General features: G+C 62.9%; 19 protein-coding genes. 3 read left to right on the plus strand and 16 right to left on the minus strand.

The annotated features are described in order from the left end of the window. Positions 1 to 61 precede the first annotated feature (61 nt). Complete coding sequence (locus ACTHJF_RS02675; RefSeq protein WP_440265715.1) at positions 62 to 3,205, plus strand: efflux RND transporter permease subunit; 3,144 nt, start codon at positions 62 to 64, stop codon at positions 3,203 to 3,205. A gap of 139 nt (positions 3,206 to 3,344) precedes the next feature. Here ACTHJF_RS02675 and ACTHJF_RS02680 read toward each other — a convergent pair whose 3' ends face one another. From ACTHJF_RS02680 to ACTHJF_RS02755, 16 genes are all read right to left on the minus strand, one after another. Next, positions 3,345 to 4,754 (minus strand): peptidoglycan-binding protein, encoded by a 1,410-nt coding sequence (locus tag ACTHJF_RS02680; protein ID WP_440265716.1) that lies wholly within the window; start codon positions 4,752 to 4,754, stop codon positions 3,345 to 3,347. A 46-nt stretch (positions 4,755 to 4,800) separates the two neighbouring features. Continuing rightward, positions 4,801 to 5,601 (minus strand): hypothetical protein, encoded by an 801-nt coding sequence (locus tag ACTHJF_RS02685; protein WP_440265717.1) that lies wholly within the window; start codon positions 5,599 to 5,601, stop codon positions 4,801 to 4,803. Between the two features lie 69 nt (positions 5,602 to 5,670). Beyond that, the gene (locus ACTHJF_RS02690) at positions 5,671 to 7,152 is read right to left on the minus strand and encodes a peptidoglycan-binding protein (protein WP_440265718.1); all 1,482 of its coding nucleotides are present in this window, start codon (positions 7,150 to 7,152) and stop codon (positions 5,671 to 5,673) included. Between the two features lie 152 nt (positions 7,153 to 7,304). After that, positions 7,305 to 7,835, minus strand: coding sequence for a hypothetical protein (locus ACTHJF_RS02695; protein WP_440265719.1), 531 nt, complete (start codon positions 7,833 to 7,835; stop codon positions 7,305 to 7,307). A gap of 928 nt (positions 7,836 to 8,763) precedes the next feature. Beyond that, entirely contained in the window at positions 8,764 to 9,279 is a 516-nt protein-coding gene (locus ACTHJF_RS02700) for a DUF4189 domain-containing protein (protein ID WP_440265720.1), read from the minus strand. A 7-nt stretch (positions 9,280 to 9,286) separates the two neighbouring features. Next, complete coding sequence (locus tag ACTHJF_RS02705) at positions 9,287 to 10,420, minus strand: type IV secretion system protein (RefSeq protein ID WP_440265721.1); 1,134 nt, start codon at positions 10,418 to 10,420, stop codon at positions 9,287 to 9,289. 70 nt (positions 10,421 to 10,490) lie between these two features. Then, entirely contained in the window at positions 10,491 to 11,255 is a 765-nt protein-coding gene (locus tag ACTHJF_RS02710; protein WP_440255012.1) for a hypothetical protein, read from the minus strand. Positions 11,256 to 11,265: 10 nt separating this feature from the next. Then, complete coding sequence (locus ACTHJF_RS02715) at positions 11,266 to 13,764, minus strand: VirB4 family type IV secretion/conjugal transfer ATPase (protein WP_440265722.1); 2,499 nt, start codon at positions 13,762 to 13,764, stop codon at positions 11,266 to 11,268. Positions 13,765 to 13,814: 50 nt separating this feature from the next. After that, entirely contained in the window at positions 13,815 to 14,123 is a 309-nt protein-coding gene (locus ACTHJF_RS02720) for a type IV secretion system protein VirB3 (protein ID WP_440265723.1), read from the minus strand. Further along, entirely contained in the window at positions 14,116 to 14,517 is a 402-nt protein-coding gene (locus ACTHJF_RS02725; protein ID WP_440265724.1) for a TrbC/VirB2 family protein, read from the minus strand. Before ACTHJF_RS02725 ends, ACTHJF_RS02720 begins: the two co-directional genes overlap by 8 nt. Positions 14,518 to 14,715: 198 nt before the next feature. Next, positions 14,716 to 15,573, minus strand: coding sequence for a lytic transglycosylase domain-containing protein (locus tag ACTHJF_RS02730; protein ID WP_440265725.1), 858 nt, complete (start codon positions 15,571 to 15,573; stop codon positions 14,716 to 14,718). A 21-nt stretch (positions 15,574 to 15,594) separates the two neighbouring features. After that, positions 15,595 to 16,626 carry a P-type DNA transfer ATPase VirB11 gene (gene virB11, locus ACTHJF_RS02735; RefSeq protein WP_440265726.1) on the minus strand — a complete coding sequence of 344 codons (1,032 nt, stop codon included), beginning with the start codon at positions 16,624 to 16,626 and terminating at the stop codon, positions 15,595 to 15,597. 11 nt (positions 16,627 to 16,637) lie between these two features. After that, on the minus strand, positions 16,638 to 17,816 hold the full coding sequence (gene virB10, locus ACTHJF_RS02740; RefSeq protein WP_440265727.1) for a type IV secretion system protein VirB10: 1,179 nt from the start codon (positions 17,814 to 17,816) through the stop codon (positions 16,638 to 16,640). Next, the gene (locus ACTHJF_RS02745; RefSeq protein ID WP_440265808.1) at positions 17,813 to 18,535 is read right to left on the minus strand and encodes a TrbG/VirB9 family P-type conjugative transfer protein; all 723 of its coding nucleotides are present in this window, start codon (positions 18,533 to 18,535) and stop codon (positions 17,813 to 17,815) included. The genes virB10 and ACTHJF_RS02745 overlap by 4 nt, the downstream gene beginning before the upstream one ends. Positions 18,536 to 18,579: 44 nt before the next feature. Then, a complete protein-coding gene (locus tag ACTHJF_RS02750; RefSeq protein ID WP_440265728.1) occupies positions 18,580 to 19,446 on the minus strand; it encodes a virB8 family protein in 867 nt (288 codons plus the stop codon). Next, positions 19,443 to 19,787: a hypothetical protein gene (locus ACTHJF_RS02755; protein ID WP_440265729.1), complete on the minus strand. Its 345-nt coding sequence runs from the start codon at positions 19,785 to 19,787 to the stop codon at positions 19,443 to 19,445. Before ACTHJF_RS02755 ends, ACTHJF_RS02750 begins: the two co-directional genes overlap by 4 nt. Positions 19,788 to 20,046: 259 nt before the next feature. On the opposite strand from ACTHJF_RS02755, the gene ACTHJF_RS02760 reads away from it, so the two are divergent. Both ACTHJF_RS02760 and ACTHJF_RS02765 read left to right on the plus strand, forming a co-directional pair. After that, positions 20,047 to 20,250 (plus strand): hypothetical protein, encoded by a 204-nt coding sequence (locus tag ACTHJF_RS02760; protein WP_440265730.1) that lies wholly within the window; start codon positions 20,047 to 20,049, stop codon positions 20,248 to 20,250. 652 nt (positions 20,251 to 20,902) lie between these two features. Then, positions 20,903 to 22,690, plus strand: coding sequence for a type IV secretory system conjugative DNA transfer family protein (locus ACTHJF_RS02765; protein ID WP_440265731.1), 1,788 nt, complete (start codon positions 20,903 to 20,905; stop codon positions 22,688 to 22,690). Positions 22,691 to 22,892: the final 202 nt, after the last annotated feature.

Raw genomic sequence — 22,892 nt, forward strand, 5'->3', positions numbered from 1 at the left:
TGATTGGCGAACGCCCCGCGCGCCGCGTCCTCCCCCCGCGACCAGGCCCAAGTTCCAACCCATGAACCTTTCCGCTCTATTCGTGCGCCGCCCGATTGGCGTCTCGTTGCTGGCCATCGGTCTGTTCGCGATCGGCACGCTCTGCTACAGCCTGCTGGGCGTGTCTGCGTTGCCGGCGATCCAGTTTCCGGTGATTTTCGTGCAGGCCAGCCAGCCCGGCGCCGACGCCAGCACCATGGCGGCCACCGTCGCCGCGCCGCTGGAGCGCCACCTTGGGCAGGTGCCCGGCATCGATACGCTGCGCTCGAACAGCTCCGAGGGGCGCGCGTTCGTCTTCATGATCTTCAACAGCGACCGCAACCTGGACGCCGCCGCCCGCGACGTGCAATCGGCGATCAGTGCGGCCGCGCCGGATCTGCCCAGCGGGCTCACCAGCGCGCCCAGCCTGGAGAAGGCCAACCCCAACGACGACGCGGTAATCGTCTTCGCGCTCACCTCGCAGACGCAGTCTGCGGCCGATCTCTACAACGTTGCCGACACCCTGCTGATGCCGCGCCTGCGCCAGCTCGACGGCGTCTCTTCGGTGGACATCGCCGGCGCGGCCACACCGGCGATCCGCGTCGATGTCGACCTGCGCAAGCTCAACGCGATGGGGCTCTCGCCCGACCAGCTGCGCAATGCGCTCACCGCGGCGAACGTGAGCTCGCCGCTGGGCACGCTGAGCAACGGCATCACCAACATGTTCGTCACCGCCACCGATCAGCTGAAAACCGCGGATGATTTCGCCCGGCTGATTGTGGCGGTGAAGGACGGCACGCCGGTGCGCCTGTCCGACGTGGCCCACGTCTACGCCGGACAGCAGGATGCCTACCAGGCGGCCACCTTCGACGGCAAACCGGCGGTGCTGCTGTACGTCTACAAGAAGGCCGATGCCAACGTCATCGCGACGGTCGACCGCGTGCGCGCGGCGATCCCTGAGCTGCGCAACTTCCTGCAGCCGGCCACCACGCTCACGCCTTATTTCGATGGCACGCCGACCATTCGCGCCTCGCTGCACGAGGTGCAGGCGACGCTGCTGATCAGCCTGGCCATGGTGGTGCTCACCATGGCGCTGTTCCTGCGTCGGCTGGCGCCCACGCTGATCGCGGCCGCGGCGGTGCCACTGTCGCTGGCCGGTGCGGCGACGGCGATGTACATCCTCGGTTACACGCTCAACAACCTCACCCTGCTGGCGCTGGTGATCGCCATTGGCTTCGTGGTGGACGACGCCATCGTGGTCATCGAGAACATCATCCGCCACATCGACGAAGGCATGCCGCGGATGGAGGCCGCGCTCAAGGGCGGGCGCGAGATCGGTTTCACCATCGTCTCGATCACCGCCTCGCTGATCGCGGTGTTCATCCCGCTGCTGTTCGCCAGCGGCATCGTGGGCATGTTCTTCAAGGAGTTCACCATGACGCTGATCGCGGCCATAGCCGTGTCGGCGGTGGTGTCGCTCACGCTCACGCCGGCGCTGTGCGGTCGCTTCCTGCTCGGCCACGCCGCGCCGACGAACCGCCCGCCGCGCTTCGCCCGGCTCAATGCCGCCATCGACCGCATGCACGGCGGCATGCTGCGCATCTACACCCGCGCGCTGGATTTCTCGCTGCGCCATGCGCTGGCCCTGTCGCTCACGCCGCTGGCGCTGATCGTGCTCACCTTCGTACTGGCCGGGCAGGTGAAGGGTGGCCTGTTCCCGCCACAGGACACCGGCCTCATCCACGGCTTTGCCAACTCCGGCGCCACCGTGTCGTTCAACGACATGGTCAAGCGCCAGCAGCGGTTGGTGGACATGCTGCTGGCCGATCCCGACGTCGCCCGCGTGGGATCGCGCCTGGGCACCAGCCGGCTCGGTGCCAGCGGCTCGTTCGACATCGAGCTGAAGACCCGTGCCGAAGGGCGCAAGGACGACACCTTCGCTGTGCTCGACCGACTCAGCGCGAAGGCCGCGGCGTATCCCGACCTCAACCTGCGCCTGCGCCCGATCCAGGATCTGCCCAGCGGAAGCGGAGGCGGCAATCAGGGGGCGCAGTACCAGGTATCGCTGCAGGGCGATGACCTGGACGAGCTGCAACTGTGGCTGCCGCGGCTGGTGAAGGCGCTGGCGAAGAACCCGATGTTCCGCGACGTCGGCTCCGACGTGGAAGAGGGTGGCCTGCGCCAGAACATCGTGATCGATCGAGATCAGGCCGCACGCCTGGGCGTGTCGGTGGGCACCGTCGACGGCGCGCTCTACGACGCCTTCGGCCAGCGCCAGGTGTCCACCATCTATTCGGACATCAACCAGTACAAGGTGGTGGTCAACGCGCTGCCGAACCAGACCGCCACCCCCGAGGCACTCAACCGGATCTACGTGCGTTCCAGCAGCGGCAAGATGGTGCCGCTCACCGCGGTGGCGCACCAGGAGGCGGGCCTGGCGCCCTCGCAGATCCACCACTCAGGCCAGCAGACCACGATGGACCTGAGCTTCAATCTCGCGCCAGGCGCCAGCATGGGCGAGGCGCTGCCGGCCATCCAGAAAACCGTGCAGGACATCCGCGTGCCGGGCGACATCCGTCTCTCGCTGGGCGACGATTTCCGCCGCTTCCAGCAGTCGCAGGGTGACATGCTGTGGCTGATTCTCGCCGCCATCGTCACCGTCTACATTGTGCTGGGCATGCTCTACGAGAGCCTGATTCACCCCATCACCATTCTCTCCACCTTGCCGGCGGCGGGTGTCGGCGCGCTGGCCGCCTTGGTGGTGACCAACACCGAGCTGTCGGTGGTGGCGATGATCGCGCTGGTGCTGTTGATCGGCATCGTCAAGAAGAACGCCATCATGATGATCGACTTCGCGCTGGTGGCGCAGCGCGAGCACGGCAAGAGCCCGCTGGAGGCCGCGCGCGAAGCGTGCATCGTGCGTTTCCGCCCGATCATGATGACCTCGATGGTGGCGATTCTCGCCGCGCTGCCGATCGCCATCGGCCTGGGCGAAGGGTCCGAGCTGCGCCGTCCGCTGGGCATCGCGCTGATCGGCGGCCTGCTGATCTCGCAGACGCTGACCCTGCTCAGCACACCGGCGCTTTATGTGATCTTTTCGTGCCTGTCCGAGCGGGCGCGGGTGCGCCGGGAGGCGCGTCGCGAGCGTCGCGCGGCGCGCAAGAGGCAGAAGCTGGCGAATGCGTGAACGGTCGGCCCGGGCGCAACGCGCCTGGAGTCGACTTGGGCGTGAGTGTTCTTCGGACCAGGGATTCGTGCTGCGTCGCGTTCCGCGCCGTGGCCATGCCGATACGGCGCGCGCTGTGAGAAGCGAGCAGCTCTCCCGCTTATGCCACGAGAGTCGTCCCGGACGCCTGCCCCTGCAGCGGAGGCGGTAGCTGGGTGTTGCGCGACGGGCTTGGCGACTGCGTTGTTGGCGCCTGCACGTGCCGCGCGGCCTCGCTGCTCTGCTCGATCGGCGTGGCTACGGCCTGTGCGGTGGACAGCTCCGCGATTCGCTTCATCGGCGAGTCGTTCTGCGTCACGAACGTGCGCGAACCATCGCCGCTGAGCGCAATGCCATCGATACGGGTCAGGCCATGCGCCTTGGCTACCGGCACCGCCGCGGCGGCGAGGCGCTGGGTATGCTCGTTGGAGGGGCGGCCCATCGCTTCGTCGATGCGCTTCACCTGCGCCAGCGCCTGCTCGTAGAGCGCATGGTCCGGATTGTTTGGATCGCTCAGCAGCGTTCCGCACGTCGTCGCCTTCTGCGCGGCGTGGTCCCGCAGCGCCCGTTCCAGCGCGCCCTGCGTCTGCGGCCCAACTTTGCCATCCACGTTCAGTTGGTGGTTGCGCTGGAAGGCTTCCACGGCAAAGCGCGTGTTGGCGCCGAAGTCGCCGTCCACCTGCAGGGCCTGGCCGCGGGCGTCCTTGTAGCCGAGCGTATTGAGCCGGACCTGCAAACGGGAGACCTCCTGTTTGGACAGCGCCTGTTCGATGGCTGCATCGGTCAGCGGCCCCGCCTTGCCGTCGACGGTGAGGCGATGGTCGCGTTGGAACGCTTCCACTGCCTGCTGAGTGGCCGGGCCAAATGCGCCATCGCTCCTCAGCGGCTGCCCCTGCGCGTCGACATAGCCCAGGGTCGCCAGGCGCTTCTGCAGCTCGGCCACCGCCGTTCCGCGACTGCCATTGGCCAGCACGTCGCCATCGACCGGCACCGGCTGTTCCGCGCTGCCGCCGCGCGGGATGACGCCAGGACGGATCGTGCCGTCGTTGATGTCGCGGATGTAACGCTGAAACTGGCCCACCTCCAGCTCAACGTGCGCGTGGATCGAGCCGGGGCTGCCGGTCTGGCCCATCTCGCCCAGTGGCTGGCCGTAACTCACGTGCGCGCCCTCGGCGAACGACGAACTGCCCCGCACCATGTGCAGCACCTGACCCTCGCGCTTCGCGCCCGGCGTGCCGTACGGTTTGTCGTAGATCTGCACGGTGTTGTAGTCGTCGTGCAGGAAATGGGCATAGCCTGACACCGGCGCGGGAATCTCCACCGGTCCGCGGGCGTCCTGCGAAAGGATGAAATCCTTCTTGACGAAGGTGCGCCCGTCCGCGTGACGGATCTCCTCGAACTCGCCATGGATCGTGCCGTACTCGCGGTTGGGCTGGCGGCCGGCGCTGGGGTGATGCTTGTGCAGATCCTCGTACGAGTGCACTGGAAGCACCCGGGAACCGACGCTCTCGGTAATGGTGTAGCGGGACATGATCTACCTCCGTGTAGTGGTCGATGATGCGGCGTGGTGGGGGCATTCAGGGCCCGGTGGGCTGCGGGTTGCCGGTGAGGTACCAGCAACCTTCGCGCAGGGTGAAGCGGAAGCCGCGCCCTTCCGATGAGCCGTAGAGGTAGCTCACGTCCCGCAGTTGCGCCGAGGGTTGCTCCACCTGCAGCGCCAGCGGGGTCGGATCGACGCCGTCGATGCCGACATGGTGGAACGCGCCGTCGCGGTAGCTCACGTCGAAGACGTCCGGTTGCTCGCCGGGCACGTAGACCATCTCGGTACGATCGCCCTTGCCGTCGGACACCAGTACCTTCGCGAGCACCAGCGGCACGGTGAACGCCCGGCGCAACGAGGGTTGCGCGGCGAATGCCTGGAGGAACGGCATAAACTGCGTCGATGGGCAGCTCGGCGCGGGCACAGCCTGGTCGACGGGCGTGGTTTGCTCGGTGCCCTCCACCTGCACGTCGGCGCTGGCCAAGGGCTTGCCGCCATCGCCGGGCACTCCCAAGAGCTGAAGGCGCATCAGCTCGGTGCCGTCGGCATTGCCCCACGCTGCGCTGCAGTGGCCGGACGCATCGCAGCGCTGCAGCTCCAGCCAGCGGTTGCACGCCTGCGGCCGTCCCGTGTCCGCCGCGCAGTTCGCGTGATGCAGCGGTAGCCAGCCGTCGAGCACCAGCCGCTGGCGCAGCTTGGTGTATGGCGCTCCGCTCTCGCTTGCCGGCGGCACCTTGATCGGCCGCGCAGGGGCACCAGCCTCGCTGGCGGCAAAGCTCGCCCGGCTGCAGCTGGTGATGAGCAGGGCGAGGGTCAGGCTGGCGAGTGCGAGGCGCATGGTTCGATCCGGACTGGTGGAAGCTGGAATATCGCGTGTCGTCTCGGGCCCGCGCGGTGTGTTATCGCCTTATCCGAGGTCGATGACGCTGCCTCGCGATGGTGCCGCGGTGGCCGCGACGACTGGTTGCGACGAGGCCCGGTCCGGCTCCGGTGCCTGCGTCTGTAAGTCCGCCGCACGGAGGCTGCTTTGCTCGATCGGCGTACGCACGGCCTGCGCGGTGGTCACGTCCGCGTAGCGGCGAACGCCGCTTTCGTTCTGCACCGCAAACGTGCGTGCACCGTCCTCGCTGATGGCAACTGAGTCGATGCGCGTCAGCCCAAGCGCCTTGGCTTCCGCCGCCAGGTTTGCGGCAAGGTTGCGGCTGAGCTGGTCGGAACGACGGCCCATGTCGGCATCGATCTTCTGCACGCCGGCCAGTGCCTGTTCGTAAAGCGCGTGATCGGGTGACTTCGGATCGCTCAGTGGCAGCACGCTCTGCGTGCGCGTGTCGGGAACGCGCACCTTTAGCGCCTGATCCAGCGCACCCTGCGTCTGCGGACCCATACGACCGTCCACGGTGAGCCGGTGATCGCGCTGGAAAGCCTCGACCGCGTGGCGCGTGTTCGCGCCGAATGCGCCGTCCACCGCCAGCGGATGGCCCTGCACATCGGTATAGCCGAGCGAGTTCAACTCGCTCTGTATGGTCTGCACGCCCTGCGTTGCGAGCGTCCGACTTATGGCCGCTTCCGTCTGTGGGCCGGCCTTGCCATCCACCGTCAGCCGATGATCCCGCTGGAACGCTTCCACCGCATGCTGCGTATTGCGCCCGAAGTCCCCGTCCGCCATGAGCGGGGTGCCGTCGGCATCGGTATAGCCGAGGCGGTGCAATCCATTCTGCAGCGAGGTGACCGCGGCGCCGCGGTCGCCGAATGCCAGCACGACGCCGCCGTCTCCGGAACGCTCCTGCGCCTGTCCGCGCAGGGGACCGTTGCCGATCGTCACGTCCTTGAACGCAGCGTCGGGGGATAGCCCACGCGCCAGGTCTGCCTGATAGTCGGTACGCATCTGCTGTAGCGCCTCGCCACATTCGCGCACCGAGATGCTCGCCGAATTCGCGCCGCCGTAGTGACTGGCGCCGCCCTTGTTGGGATCGCCGAAACTGGCCCATTCCAATGACATCGCCACTTCGGCCGCGTGCAGGCTCGCGCCGGGCTTGCCGGTGACGTAGTCCCTCACCTCGGGCCGCTTGTCGGTCATCAGGTATTGGGAAAAGATCCGGTCCTGCAGTTCCGGCGTAAAGCGCTGTTTTGGGTCGAGATCAAGACTCGCTACCGCCGCATCCATGGTGCCGGGAATCACCTGATAGAGCCCCACGGCGAACAGTTCGCCGCGGTGCTGCAGTGCCTGCACCTCGCCCAGCGTCATGCTGGAAAAGTCGATCGGCCGACTCGATTCGCGGATGTGCTGCCGCCCGTCGCTGCCGGTGTACGTGCCGCCGTTGTAGTCGTTGTACCCGTGATTCTGCGACTCGCCGCGATGGATCAGATCGCGAAGTGGCTGGTTGCTCATGGGAGTCCGTTCCTCCTGATGATGAAAAGAGCGCGGAGCGCGCTATGGGTTTCTCTCCGGTCCGGCACGCAAGCTTCCGGCTGCACGGAGATCGACGTCACTGCTTGAGGCGAGCGACGGGGATAGGCAGTCGCGACTGCCGGATGCTCGGCTCATTGAGCTGCAGGCGAGCGGTATTCCCATCCCGTGACCGAGAGCGAGGACTTGCCGGCCGGAGCGTCCCAGTCCCCGATCTCGCCGTAGGTACCAACCTGCAGCGTCTTGCCGAAACCTTCGTGACTGAACTGCATCAGGCAGTGCCCGTCGCCACTGCACGAGCTGAGCTCCCGCACATCAATACAGGCTCTGCAACTGCCCAGCTCAGGGTGCTCCGAGCAAAGCTTCTTGTAATTGCCGCCCACCACGTTGGCCATGCATTGCGCATCAGGCTGTGGCTGCCAGCCATTGTCGATGACGATCTTGCGGAACTCGTTGTAGGCCATGCCTTTGTCGAGCTTGCCATCGAGCAACAGAGCCGGATCCGGTGCGGAGCTTGCTCCCACTGCCGGTTGGATCGACACAGCACTGACGGGCAATAGCGCCGGCGTATCAGCAGCCTGAACACTAGGCGGCGCCGGTGGGGCATGGTACGCCGCGAGGCAGAGCGCGAACGTGGCAACGGAAACAGCAAGCAAACCCTTCATGGCAATCACTCCAAAACAATCTCAAGAATCTTCCGTGTACGTGAGGTTGCCAAACCAAAACGCGCTCGGCTGTGAAGCTCTTTGCGCCTCGAGCTAGATCGCGGCCGTGGTAGCAGAAGCGACGCTGCGTCGGCTGCGCGAAATGGTTCGCCCTCGGACGGCTCTAGACACCTAAGGGAACAGGAATCCACCACCCGGAACTGCGATCCAGGCTGCCTCGCCAGAATCATCCGGCGCCAGTTGCAATGGGGCGATCGCCTCCGCCGCGCCGACCACTGCGCGCCACGCAGCTTGCTGACGCGGTGTGCCGGCGAGGAGTATTTCGTTCATTAGGATCCCTTTTGAGTGAGGCAACAAAAGGTGGTCGCAACGGTTGCAGCCGACCAATTGATGCTACCCACATATGGGAGAGTGAACCTAAGCTCTGTGGCGTCGACCCGCCAATCAGCAGGCCTGCTCCTGTAAGGCAGGACCTGCGTATTTTCTTGGAGTAGATCGGAGCCTATGGTTTCGAGCCGTGCATGGTGATGATGGCGCTCACGACTACAGGATTGACCGTGATCGTCGCGCAACTCTCCATATATGTCTGGCGCTGTACAACGCTGGCGGGTGCGTTGAACCCCTGGGGCGGGTGATAAACCGCCAGTCCAGCAGGCGTTGGAGCGTGCCAATAAGTCAGCGCCGGTGCGCAGTCGGGGCCACCACTTTTTCCAAAGTGGGAGATGCCCGCCATGCATAAGTAAACGGTACAGGGGTCAACCGTCTGAGCTCTGGTCGGAGGCATAACTAGGCATGCCCCGCTGAGCGTGGCAGTAGTGATTAAACTACGTAGTCTCATGACACGCTTCCTTGTTTTTATGCGCCTTGATCAGCGATTGCGCGGTGACGTAGTTGCTTGTGAATTCAGGGTATGGCAGAAGACGGCTCTTCACTGCACGCGCACGGGTGGAGAGCAAGCGGAAAAGTAGACGGCACAACCGGTGGTTGCAGCGTCGCATGTTTTCATTGCCCGCGTCCTAGCCTCGTTCTCTGTTTCTCCCCCGCGTACGTTAAATCCGGTTTTGCCAGCCGCTAAAGCTGCACATCCGTTTCCCAGTGAAAGACTGATCTCACACTCCGTGCCACCTTTATTTACACAGTCCTGCATGGCAGCGCTTTCGGCCGCGTTGCGGGTGGGAAGATCGAGCGCCGTCCCCAGAACCCCGTTTGGCGCATCAGTGGCTACCGCAAGCCAGCGGCTTTCCCACCTTGGTGGTGGTGCAGTTATCGGGGCGGGTCCTTGTGGACTGGCGGAGTATCCCGGTATAGGAGCGCAGCCTTGCGGACCCGCCTGACCATTCGGGGCGCCAATTGGGTAATAGCCCGATGGGCAATTACCCTCAGCCAAAGTCGCCTTGGTCAACGCCAAAAGAAATACAAGAATAGCCAGGCGGATCGCTTTCATATCAGTATCACGGATGCCTTTGAGGGGTCGTTTTCATTGCGTCAAATGCGGTGGAGGTACTCGCGCTGGTAAGGCGGGCATCTGTCCGGCCCACACTCGGGGAGAGATTGCGTTGCATTGCGTTACTGGTCCTTTGAGGTAGCTCGCCCGAGCCGGACGCCAGTTGTGGGCGATAGCCCTCACTGAAACCATACGATCCAGGAGGTTGGCCGTGCGGTCCGGGACGAGCCACGCCATTGGCTCCGTTGCCAAATGCGGAGTAGGTCAAAAAGTTACCCACGGTACCCTGAAAAAAGGCAGCTGCAAGCGGCGGCACCGAGACGATCAACACTGTCAATAGAAGTCCTATACCACCCTGTTCGAGCGCCCGGCTCGAGAACCCTTCTGCGCCTTGACCTGTAAAGTTATTGATTAGGTCCGCTGTCCAAAGTGCAGCCGCCACGTTGACAGTGAGTTTCAATACAACCGAGGTGATAAAGCACAGGGTCGCGATCGAAAAGAGTGTGCCTATTCCATAAAGAAGCCACTTCCGAAAAAGTTCTTTCGTCTGGTCAAATATCAAACACAATATAAATATTGGCCCTAGCCCGATGAAAAGCGCCATAGTGAATTGGTAAAGAAGAAGCATGGCACCTGCCGCCATTGGGGGGCTTGCAGCACCGAATCCGGCTAGCATCATCGCGTGCGCTTTCGCTTGCGCATTCTCTGTGTCGCCGGGTGGCACCTGAACGACATCGATCGCCGCAAGTGTAAGCTGAGTGGCAGCCATATTCCGGTCAATCTGCGCAACAGGAGAGGGTTCTCCCGATACTAGCTGACCAATTGCCGAGCCTATGCTGCCACTGCCGTCGCTTGAAAAAAAACTCTGCAATGGTTGAGAGAATATCGACGCTGATGTCGCAGCCGTGACAATGATGACAATGCGTGCTGCATTGGTGACGAGGGCCATCATTGGCTCACGAGATTGGCCAGTAATTATCCGATACCCTTGGATAAGGATCCACAGTGTGATAAGGACCAGCGCTACCGCGCTCGCGAATGCGACGGCATTGCCAATCACTTTGCTTTGAAAAGCCTCGATCTCATTTTGTAGATAGCTGTACACCAATGTGTAATAGGCATAGTCACCTAAATTTTCCATGTTGTCGTATTCCGTGATTGACAGGCCGAGGGTGTCGGCTTGTCGAGCAGTGCTTAGTAAATTGATCGGATCAATTATTTATTGTGAATGCAGCCTTTAATGCAGTGGCTTGGACGACATTGCCAAGTATCGTATTGCTCCCCTTCATTGCTACGGTAGCCAATATGGCCTGTTGCTTCTGAAGTGTTGCGATGACTGCGTCGTCTGCTTTTATTTGTGCCTGCCAAGTAGCCATAGCCGTTGTTACGGTTGCATTGATTCCCGCTGCCTGCGCTTCTGCGTTGCTGGTTTTGCCCAGAGTATCAACCGTGGCGATGAGGCTGTTTAGCTTATTGAGCGTGGAGGTGTTTGCGGTTCCTATCGCATTCAGCGCTTTGGCTGTCTTGTTGTATTCGTCGATTTGGAATACTACAATTTGGGCGCATAGCATCTGCTGCCGTTTTGCGAGAGGCTGATTGGATGTTAATACAGATGCAAGCGACCCAATGAGGTCGCCCATGATCCCGCTCTCGGCGCCAGGGCAGGCTGACTGAATGATCTGATCCGTGTTGGTAATTTCTTTCAGCTGTGTATCGAATAGCGAAATGTTGGTGCCCAAGCTCTGGGCTTGCACCAGGATGTTCTGAACCGTCGCTACTTGCTGCGCGAGTTGCTCCGCCTGTCTCGCATATTGCAGGCCTTGCCGTATATATGATGCCGAGGCGTCGGCATGGCTCGCTGTTATCGCTCCCTGATCAAGCACGAGTACTTGCGCAGCCCCGTTTGCTGAGTAAATCGAGATGAAGACCGCGCTGAAGAACGCGGCAAAAAAGCGACTTGTGGAGAGCGATTTCATTTGTCACTCCTCATGATCCAAGGGATTTGGCATTTGTGGAGTGGTGTGCCACCCCGAAATCAGACCGAAGGGAAGATTTTAATTTTCCCGTTCCTTTACGCTCCTCATAGAAATGAGATAGCCATAAGTCAGGTTTCAACAGATCGACGTGAAATCCTTCAGCCGCCGCGCATTTCTGGATCACGTGATGCATGACCTCGATGTTGTCCGTAGAGGCGGAGATCACCGCAAGGTGGTCGTCCAGGCCGCGCAGATTGAGCTGGCATACGGCGCTGGCGTGACCTTGCTTCACCAGGAAGCAGCGCGAGCGTTCGTCCAGGCTCACGACAACCTGATATTCGGCGTCGGTGAGTTTCAGTCCGCCGACGTAGTCGTCGCGGCTGGCGTTGGGGTTGGGTAGCAGGATCATCGTGGCGGTCTGCTCGATCAGTGCGGTAGCGATGTCGCTGGCCAGTGCATCTTCCGGACTTTGCGTGGCGAAGATGCCCAGGCCGTTCTGCTTGCGGATGGTCTTCTGCTTGTTCTTGGCGAATTCCTTCAGGCCGCCCTTGCCGTCGAGGATCTTCCAGAATTCGTCCATTACATAGATCAGCGGCCGGCCGTCGATCAGCGCCTCGAGGCGGTGCAGCAGGTAATTGATCACCGGCACGCGCACTTCGGGGTTGTCGATGATGTCGGTGTAGTCGAAGCCGATGATGTTGGCCTTCTCCAGGTCGATGGTGTCGATCGGGTTGTCGAACACCCATCCCAGCGAATTGCCGGCTGTCCACTTGCGCATGCGGATGTAGAGCCCGTCGTCGCCCATATTGGGCAGGCTCTTCTGGAAGTTGGTCATGGTGCGCAGGTGCATCGGCGTGTCGAGGATGTTCTCGACCGCGCGGAAGATGTCCTCCTCCTCGCGCGAGCTGTACACGCTCTTGCCCGCCAGCACCTTGACCAGGTCGGCGAGGAACTGCACGTTCGCCTCGCTGCGCTCGCACTGGAAGGGGTTGAAGCCGGTGGGCTGGCCGTTCTCCAGTGCGAGGTAGTTGCCGCCGCATGCGCGCACGAAGATCTCGGCGCCGCGATCCTTGTCGAAGAAGAAGATCGTGGGCGCCGGCTGCAGCTTCTGCACCTGGCTGAGCAGGAAGTTGATCAGCGCGGTTTTTCCGGTGCCGGATTTGCCAATCACCATGGTGTTGGCAATGGCCTTCTCACCGAGCGAGTTCTCGGCCGGGTGGGTGGCGTGGAAGTTGAAGTAGTAGGGCTGGCCGTTGGTGGTCTGCAGTGTGGTGACGCAGTCGCCCCAGGGATTGTTACCCTTCTTGCCGGTGGCGAAGTTATGCAGCGGCGACAGGCCGAGAAAGTTCAGCGAACTGACATTGGCCAGCCGGGTGCGGTACTTCCAGTTGCCGGGGAACTGCGCATAGAAGGCCGCCGTGACGGCGAGATCCTCCTTCACAGAGACGAAGCCCGCGTTGGAAAGCTCAGCGCGTGTGGTGGCGATCTGTTGCGACAGCGCTTCCTGGTTCGCGGCGTAGATGGCAATGGTGAAGTGGTACTCGCCCAGCACGAAGTTGCCCGACGCGAGTTGATCCATGGCGTGGTCGAGTTCGGCGATCTGGCTGAAGGCCTTGTCGCCGGAGGAGATCATCATGCCTTTCGTGCGATCCAGCGCTTTCAGCGCATCCTGACGACCCATCGGGCTGAAGGAATGCGTGATGACGTATTCGAAATCCAGATACTTCAGCCCGTTGAGGATGCCGGGATACGTGCCGTCGGTGTATTCCTTGATATTGAGAATGGCGCCGAAGTGGCTCTTGCCGTCGGGTGCGGTCAGCACGAAGTCGCCGGTCTTGGCGGAGAAGCGCTGCTTGCTGATCGGCAGATACTCGGGAACCGGTGCCGGCAGCACCGGCACCGGTTCATCGATGCGGTTGAGCAGGTAGCCGTAGAACTCCAGCGCCTCGGAGAACACCACGCCGTTGGCCGCCTCGTACATGCCCAGCCGGTACGGTGCGTAGTCCTTCAGCACCGCCTCGACGTTGCCTGCCAACTCCAGGATGGTATTGACGGCCTCCAACTGCTCGGCCTCCAACCGCGCCAGGTCGGCTGATTTTTCGGCGAAGCGCTTGCCGCTGACCACCGGTCGGTAGATCAGAGTGAGGTAGAGCTCGTTCTGCATCAGCTTTTGGCTGGACAGTGCCTCGTAATAGCTGTCCGACAGCGACTGATTGAAGGCCTGCGAGAACTTGCTGTGATCGCTCAGCCGGCGCCGTCGACGTACGTCATGCACCCAGAACGCCACGTTGATGAAATCCGGTGCACGCAGCGTCTGCAGCATGCGGTTGAACGTGTTGTGGCGATGCTCGATTTCCCATTCCTCCCGCCCGACGAACGGCAGGCCGCCCAGTCGCCAAACCAGCAGAAAGTCCCCACCCGTGGTCTTAAGCACGGTCGGGGAGACATGCGTGGACAGCGGCAGGAACTCGCTGATCGGGGTGTCTGGCAAGAAGGCGGGCTTGGGCATGATTTTCGATCCGGGGCGATTCCCCGGTGTGCCGGGGAATCTGGTGGGACTCACGGTTTCGACTTGGACGGGTCGCGATAGTTGTTAGGGGTGAATACCCACATACCGTCGTTTTCGCCCAGGTTGCGCACGCGTGTGCGGAACTGCAGGCGCAACCCGAGCAGCCGGAAAATCATCTCGTCGCGGCGCGCCATCTGGCGCATCACGAAGATGACTACGGGTAGCAGCAGCAGGTAGAAGAAATTGGTGTACACCGCCAGGAGAAAGCACCCGCCCGCGCCCATGAAGAACGGGACGTAAGGTACGCCCATGAACATCGGGGGGCGGGTGCAGCCTCGAAACAGCGCGTTCTTATGCATAGTGATTGAGCAGGTGGGTGATCACCTGCGCGGTGCAGGCCGTCGCGCCCGCGTCGGTGGTGCTCTGGGCAAGGAACATCTTGGCGATCTGGCCGGCAGCGCCGATCAAGATCGCGCCGATCATCACGGGGGCGACGTCGCTAATGCGCTTGTGCGCGAAAGCAATCTGGTAGCCGGAAAAGATCACGGCGATGGTCACGACCACAATGGAGATGGCGTTGAGCACTTTGTTCACACTGCTCGCAAAGCCGCACACTGTGCTCGCCGTATCATCTGAGGCGAAGGCTGCCCCCGGCATCGCGAAGACGATCAACGCGGCTAAGCACATGAACAGGAACAGCCGGGTACGCTGCGAGTGGAGGATGCTGTGGTCGCTGGACGAGGTCGGTGCCATGGTGAATTTCCCTATCTGTGTTGAGGTTGCTGCGGCTATCAAGCGATGGCCACGTCGGTCCCGACTGCGATGCGCGCAGTCGATTCATTGCCGGTATCCGGCACGGCGCCGGATACTGAGGTGCGGTCGGACGGCCGGTTGCTAGCACCATTGCTGCGGTCACTGTCGATCGCGACATCGCGTGGATGCCGTCCTGAATCAGAATACGAACGCGGCATCGCGCTGGTCCTTGTCGACGGCGGCGCGGTCGCCCATGGTCACCGCGGTGGAGGGGCTTGGCGGTCCGTCCTGCACGGCTGGCGTGCCCGGGTCACGAGGGCCGCGCACGATGGGCCTGAACACGTCCGATGTGGGGTTCTTCTGCGCCTTGGATGGCGAGGTTGGCGAGCTGAGTTCGGCGGATGCCACGGAGTATCCGGGCCTGAGCGCATCTTGCGTTCCCGCGGTGCCGGCGGCCACCGAGACCGCTGCATTGGCGGCTGCATCGATCGCCACACTGCGCAGGGCGGCGCGGTAGCCCTGCGTATCCGCTGCGAGCAGCACCTGGGCGACGGCCTCGCGTCGAGGGGCACCTGAATATCTCAGGGGAATGGGCGAAGCCTTCGGCGCCTGGCTTGACGAATCGGCCTGCATCGAAGCGTAGACCTTCTGCACGTAGCCATCGCGATAACCGGTGACGAAATTGCCCGAGTAGTAGCAGCTGAAGGCCTTGCCCCAGTCCTGGCCGGAGCGGCCGTAGCATTCGGCGAGGATCTGCGCGCCGGCAGCCACGTTGGCGCAAGCGTCGAAGGCCTTCGCATAGGTGTCCAGCCCGTAGCGTCCGAGGTTGCGACGATTCACCTGGGCCACGCCGAGCGAATAGTCATAGCCCTTGGCATCAAGCATCTGCACGGTCGCCAACGCTTCGTCTAGCGACGCAGGCTGCCGCACCAACTGGCCGCCCACCACGCCGATTGCGAACGGGTTGGCGCCGGATTCGACCTGCACGATGTGCTGCATCACCCCCGCCGGCACGGCGAGGTTGGGGCACATCGTCATTTCCATTCCGGTGAACATGCGGATCCTCCCTGGTTCACATCAGTGCTCGGCAAACGTGCGGCCCGGATCGAAGTCGATACCGGTGATGCAGCGTCTGCCGGCGTGCGCCTTGATGTGCACGACAATGTCGATGGTCATGCGCAGCAATCGCTTGATCGTGGCGAACTCAAGCCCCGCGCCCTCGGCCGATGCCTTCACCATCAGGGCGAGCTGATCCCAGGTCTGTTCCGTGCTGCCTGCATGGCAACTGGTGATCGACCCCGGATGGCCGGAGGCACAGTTGCGGATGAAGTAGAACGACTCGTCGCCGCGCAGCTCGGCCAGGATGATGCGGTCCGGCTTCATGCGCAGGCAGGCTTCCATGCAGCTCTTGGCCGTCACGTTGCTGGCGCTCTGGCCGCCCTTGGAGTAGAGCAGGTGAACCACGTTGGGCTGTTCGATGAACAACTCGCGGGCGTCCTCGATGGTGACCAGTCGCTCGTCCGCCGGAATGTGGTTGACCAGCGACTTCATGAAGGTGGTCTTGCCGCTGCCGGTGGCGCCGGAAACCACGATGTTCTTCTTGTTGAGCACCGCCTTGCGGAAGAAGTCGGCATAGCGGCGCGCCGCGCGTAGCTCAAGCAGCTCGCTGTCGTGCTCGCCCAGTCCCTGGTTCACCTCCACGATGTCATCGAAGAAGCCATCGCACTGGTATTGCTCCAGCGTCTTGAGCTGCTTGGAAGGCAGCCGGATCGTGATGGATACGCTGCCCGCCTCGCATGCGGGCGGGATGACGAACTGGGCGCGCTGGCCGGTGGGAAAGGTGAGCGACACCACCGGGTCGACGTCGGTGATGCGTTGTCCGGTATTGCTCTCGTTGATCACCGCCGTACAGAACTGCCGCGCGCGTTCGAACGTAAGCGAAGGCACCTCCACGCGCTGCCACCCGCCGCGGCTCTCCAGATAGATCTCGCCGGGGCGGTTGATGCAGATCTCGGTGACGTCGGGCGAGGCCATGAACTCGCGCACGCCCAGCACCTGGTACTGGTAGTCGAGAAAGTCATTTGAGATCTCGGCAGCGATGTCGTCCATGGCCTAACCCCTTAGAACCGCGCGACCACGCCGCTGAAGTCCACATCCTTGGAGACGTAGACGTAGATCACCGTGCCCTGGTTGATGGTCACCGTGGGCGGGCGATTGGCAGCCTCGCGCACGGCCTGATTGGCCAGGTCCTGCACGGTGCGCGCGGTATTGCTCTCGAACGGCTCCTGGGTGACATAGCCGTTGCTGATCGTGGTGGTTGTCGGGCCGTGCTTGGCCGCTTCGTACTTGAAGGCGTCGCTGAGCATGCTGATCAGCAGTGCCGCTCCAATGCGCTCGCCCCAATGCGCATCGTAATGGCCGGGTAGACCCGCGCCGCCGAGGTTGTCGATGCCCGGGCTCTTCATGCTGACGTCGATGCCGGAGGGCGTGATGATGCGGTCCCAGATGACGTCGACCCGGCGCTGGTTCTGTTGCTTCTGGTAGCTGCCGAGCACCTTGGACCCCTTGGGTAGCAGCAGCGTGTGGCCATTGAACGAATACACCGGTTCGGTGACCAGGCAGGTGCTGTAGCCGGGGATGTCGGACACGATGCGGGTTTCCAGCACGCAGCGGATGTACGTGCCACGCTGCATGAGCGTGTCTGGCTTGGTCAGCGGCTGCGCATTGGTGATGTCCGAATCGGCGCTACCCGGCAGACCAGTACCAGTGGAAGTTGGCATCGGCACCGCGGGGGGAAGCTCGGCACTACCGACTTCGGCTGCCAGGATGCGACGCTGAACCAGGCTGGGCTTGCGCGGCCCCTGCGGCTGCTCGCGCGGCAATGACGGTGTGCGAGCCGGTGCCGGCATCAGGGGAATGGGCTGCGCTGGCACTGGAGCCGGCGCCGGACGCGGCAATTGCGGCAGGGCGACCGCGGCCGGTGCTTCGGCCACGGTCACTTTTTCCTCGCGTGGCTTGGGTTTGTCATGCGATGCCGTGGCGCTCTGGATCATCCAGTACGCCACGAACAGCAGCAGCAGGACGACCGCACCGAGCAGCAGCAGCGCACGATGGTTCATGCGCCGCAGTTCGCTGGCACGAAGTTGCGGTGCCCCGGCGTCGAGATCTGGCTCCTCGGCACGCTGCTGGTAGTGACTGGCGTACGGGTTACCGGCCAGCGCGTCGGCATGCTCGCCCGCTACCGGACTGGCGGAATGATCGTGCTCGTCGCCGTGATTGGGGGGATTTTGAGCGCTCACTTCTTCACGTTCCTTCGCAGTCCCACGACATAGTCGCCATGGCGGATCACCAGGTAGGCATAGGTGCCGTGGACGATGATGGTGTTGCCCTCCACGGTGGTGTTCACCAGCGAGTCTTCGCTGTGCTCCCGCTCGCGCATGAACACCGCTGGGAAGTCGCCCGTGGGGAAGGCCTTGAGGTCGCTCATGCGGATATAGGTGAAGCGCCCGTCGTCGTAGACGTTCACCGGCACCAGCCACGGGGCCTTCTTGGCACTGCGGGTGGCGTAGTCGTAATCGAAGTTGTAGCTTCGCCCGGGGATCAGCGTCGCGCTCTGCATGGCGACCTTTTCCTGCGCCTTCTTGGCCTGGGCGAAGCTGGCGTCGGCGGGATACTTGAACCCGATCTTGTATTGCACGCCGGCGCGACGGGCCTGATCGAGCGTCTTCCAGTCGGTCGCCACCACCTTCAGCTCGAAGATGTACGAGTGGGTTTCCGTGCGCACCATCATGTTGGTGTCCACGTCGACATTCTTCGGCTTGAGGTAGAACACGTTGCCGCGGCGGTTCAGTTCCCAGCCGCTGCTGAAGCCGGTGCTGTAGTCGAGGATCTTCTCGCTCGGGCTGAGCTCGATCTGGGTGGTGATGCCCAGTCCGGTCCGCACCGGATAGATGCGGTCCGGCTGGTAGTCGTACTGCTCCAGTGCCTGGGCGCGCAGCATCGATGGCGCGCAGGCCATGGCCAGCAAGGTCGAAGCGGCCAGCGGCCAGCGGGTGAATCGGTTCATCGGGGGGCGGCTCCGGCAACGGTGCCGGCGGGTGCCGGTGCGGGCGGTTCGGGGTTGCCGGCGAGGCCAGCGTCGGTGGTGGCTGGCGTAGGCGTCGCGGGTGCCGTAGCGGCGCTGTCGGTGACTTCCGCCGGCGGTGCGGCGGCATAGTCGTTGTCCACGCGATAGCTGGTGACCCAGAACCCGAGCGGGTTCTCGATGCGGCTCTGATCGTCCATGTCCAGGTTCGGCTTGTAGGTGAATTCGATGGTCGCGATCTTGCTGTCCATCGGCTGGGTGGCGCCGGTGGTCTTGTTGAACAGGCTGCGCTGGAAGCGCACGGTGGCGCCCCTGGGCGTGATGCCGGGGCCGCCTCCAAGCAAGACGATGCTCAACAGCTTGATGCGGATCGCGCGATCCTTGCCGTACTGCTTGTAGAGGCTGTCCTCGTTCATCGACGAGTAGAGCTTGGTGTACTCGGCCTTGACGCCCGGCGAGGCCATCGTCTGCACGGTTTTCCAATCGCGCAGGTTGAGCATGGCCAGGTCGTAGGATTCGCGCGCAAGCACGAAGTGCGCGACGTTGCTGCGGTTGATCGCCTCGCTGGAAGTGATGCCGTTCGGGCCGAAATTGCCGGTGAGGTGGGCCACGGTGGCAGTGCCGGTATAGGCATCGGCCATCACCAGGTACGGCACCTTCTGCTTCAGCGGCAGCATGTAGAAGTAGCCGCCGGCGAGAATCAGCGACATACCGATCGCCGCGAACGCGACCCACCAGGCGCGCCGTTCGCTGCGGCGCGCGAGGTCGGCGATGCTGATCTCGAAGTTTACCGATTTGGCGACCGCCCGCTCGATCGCCGGCGTGGGAGATTTTTTCAAGTTCACGGCTTGGCTCCCGCACGCGGGGTGATGTCGGCGGCGGCGGTCGACCCGGCACTGACCGGTGCCTGCACGACGATCTGACGCGGATGCGCGATTACCTGCACGCCCTGCGGTCCGTAGATGGTGCTGAGCCGGGATGCAGCTTCCTGAAGGTCGGTGGTGTGGATGTCGGCCACCGGCTTGTACAGCGTCACGTCGAAGCCGAGCTGGTAATCGAGCGTGCGCCCGGTGTCCTTCGCCCAGCGATCGAGCATGGTCTTGAGCGTCTCGTCCATCGGTGCGGCGTAAAAGGTGTACGGCTGCTCCAGCGGGATCTCCACCGGCGCATCCTGGAAGCGGTTCACGGGCTTCCAGCTGCCGCGGAAATCCTTGGCTGCAGGTGTTCCGCAAGCGGAGAGTGCGAGAGTCGCGAGCACAACGGCACCGGCGAGCATCTCAGTGGCAACGGTTCTTTTCACGTCAAACCCAATCGTCGGTTGAAATCGCTGTCGCGCACGGCTGCCCGCACAACGGCGTGCGCAGCGACGCAATGTTGGAGGTGATGGGGGAGGCCGCGTTTACGGGGCGAGCTGGCCTGCCGGTCGCCCGGGCGCGGGCGCCGGTTTGCAGCGCCGCTGGAACATCAGCGCGCGGGACAAGCCATGGCTGGGCTGGCGGATGCCCCGCAATTTCAGAAAAACCAAACGGCGCGTTCGCTGCGGCAATCATCGTGATCAGCAATCCATGCTTCGCCCGATTGGGCGCTTCCTGCGCGACACCGGCGGCGTTGATGCGAGCTTCGCATCGAAGCTCCTGCGCAACCGGTGACGCTCCCCTGTAAGTGCTGTCGATCACTCACGCGAAAAATTCTGGCGGAAAATCAGCAGGGCTGCCAGTAGGTGTGTATGACAAGAATTTTTCCTAGGGGGATGGTGCGCAGGCCTGCGTCACTCTCGCGCACCGCGCAGCGGAAATGTCTGTCCTCTCGGATGCTGCAGTCGAGCTAGGCCGCGTGCTGATGCGGTATTCCGCGGCATTCGACAGCGTGAAATCGCGGGTTACGAGAGACCTTCTGTTGGCCGTCGCGGACATCCGTGACGATCTCAGACATGCGCTTTGGTGGGCGGAAGATGCTCTCTTCGACATCCAGCAGCGTGACCTCCGTCACGCGTGATCTGTGCGCCCTTCCGCGCTGCCGACATCGCGATTGGAAGCATTCCCTGATCGACTGTCGGACTTTTCCTACGCCACATGTCGAACATGTGCCGCGCCCGCGCGCAATCGCGAACTGTCTGTCGTGGGCGGAGCGCAACATGGTCACGTTGCGGCTTGGTGGCGAGACATCGCACAGCCCACGGATAGCGCATGTCGCTGCACGTCGGTCTTGCGTTGGGTGCATGACGCGTTGTGATGCGTCTTGCGTTGACAGTGCGAGAGCCGGTGCACGAGCATCCGCTCTTCAAGCAAGGAGGCTGAAGACATGCGCAAGCTTGGCATCGTGCTGGTTCTGCTGGCGCTGGCACTGGGCGGCGGTTGGATGTTTGCCAACACGCTGATGACACATCTGCTTGCATTGCCGCCACAGGCTCGAACTTGGAATACCTGGTGGCAATACCTGCAGGCGGCGCAGCTGCCGCAGTTCGCCTCTTTCGCGGGCAAGATCCGGCTGAGCGTCGGCGTCGGTTTCGGGCTGCCTTTGTTGGCCTGGCTGGGCGCGCTGATACCGTTGATGCGTCGCCCGCGCGAGTCGCTGCATGGTGACGCCCGCTTTGCCACGATGGCGGACCTCAAGAAGGCCGGACTCCTCCGGCAGACTCCGCAGAGCATCCTCATCGGCAGCTACAAGGGACGTTATCTCTGGCTGGGCGGTGCACAGCACGTCATCACCATCAGTCCCACTCGTTCGGGCAAGACCACCAGCATTGCCATTCCGGTACTGCTCTCCTACCAGCACTCGATGGTCGTGCTTGACCTCAAGGGCGAGCTCTTCAAGGCGACCAGCGGCTGGAGGCAAGCGCAAGGTCACTCTATCCGTGTCTGGGCGCCGTATGACGAATCCGGTCTCACGCACCGCTTCAATCCGATGACCCCGCTGGCAGGCATGGATGCCGGCAAGCGCATCGGCGAGTTGCAGACCATAGCCGCCATCCTCTATCCCGACGAAGCGGGCAAGGATCCGTTCTGGACCTCGCAAAGTCGTGCCGCATTCACGGCCTTTGCCTCCTTCATGTTCGAGGGGTGGGACCATCTGACGAGCGCGGGCTTTCCGGACATGGATCCGAACACCGACGACAGCTTTCCAAGCCTCGAGCGCATCCTGCGGCTCTCCAGCGGTACCAGCGAACAGACGACCCAGGAGATGTTGCGCAGCTTTATCTCCGATCCGAGCTACGGCTTCGTCAGCCCGCAGACGCGCACCGTGTTCGGCAATCTCGCCGGTTTGGCGGATCAGACTTTCTCTTCCGTCATCGCCACCATGCAGGCACCGCTGCAGCAGTTTCTCAGCCCGATCCTGGCGGCTGCCACCAATGCCACGGATATCCACGTGGCGGGGCTGCGGACCAAGCCGACCACGCTGTACGTCATCATTCCGACCAACAAGCTGGACGAGAGCAGCAAGCTGCTGAACATCTTTTTCAGCAGCGTGATCGGCAACAACCTCACCAAACAGCTCGGTGAGGACCCGGCGTTGAAATACCAGATGCTGATGCTGATGGACGAATTCACCGCCATGGGCCGAGTTGACGTCTGGGCCAAGCGCATTTCCATCTCCGCCAGTTACGGCGTGCGCGATCTGTGCATCGTGCAGAGTCGTTCCCAGCTGAAGTCGGCTTATGGCGAGGACGACGCGCAGAACTTCATCACCAACCACGGCGCGCAGATCGTGTTCGCTCCGCGCGAGCAGAGCGATGCCAACGAGTACAGCGAGATGCTCGGCTACAAGACCATTCGCAAGACGCATCGCAGTACCAGTCGTGGCCGTGGCACGAACCAGGTCTCGACCAACGTTACCGAAGAGAAACGCGCACTGTTCCTACCGCAGGAGATCAAGGAACTGCCGGCCGACGATGAACTGATCTTCTATGAGGGCTGCAAGCCGATCCGCGCCAAGAAGAACTGGTTCTTCAAGGATCGGGAGCTGAAAGCGCGCGCCAGCCTCCCGCCGGTGAAGATCAAGCTCGCGGCACGCCCCACGCAGAGCACGGGTGCTACCAGAGATGTCGTGCGAGCGGAGAGCAAGGAGGCCGCGACATGGCTTGGCTCCTGAGCCAGAGTCGCGACCTTGGCGCGGGCTCTTCTTATGCGCTGATCGTACTGCACTCATGTCATTACGCTGGGGGGCGGGACTTCCGCTGCCAGGGTCCGGATAACGTCCCCGCCACATGCCGTTTGCAGGCGGTGGCGGAGCGCTACGGGAGCTGGAGGTTGGTACCGACTTCCGCCAAGACAGGTCTTTGTGACCATAGGCG

Origin of the sequence: Dyella sp. (assembly GCF_051962475.1) — a bacterium.
Classification (GTDB): domain Bacteria; phylum Pseudomonadota; class Gammaproteobacteria; order Xanthomonadales; family Rhodanobacteraceae; genus Dyella_A.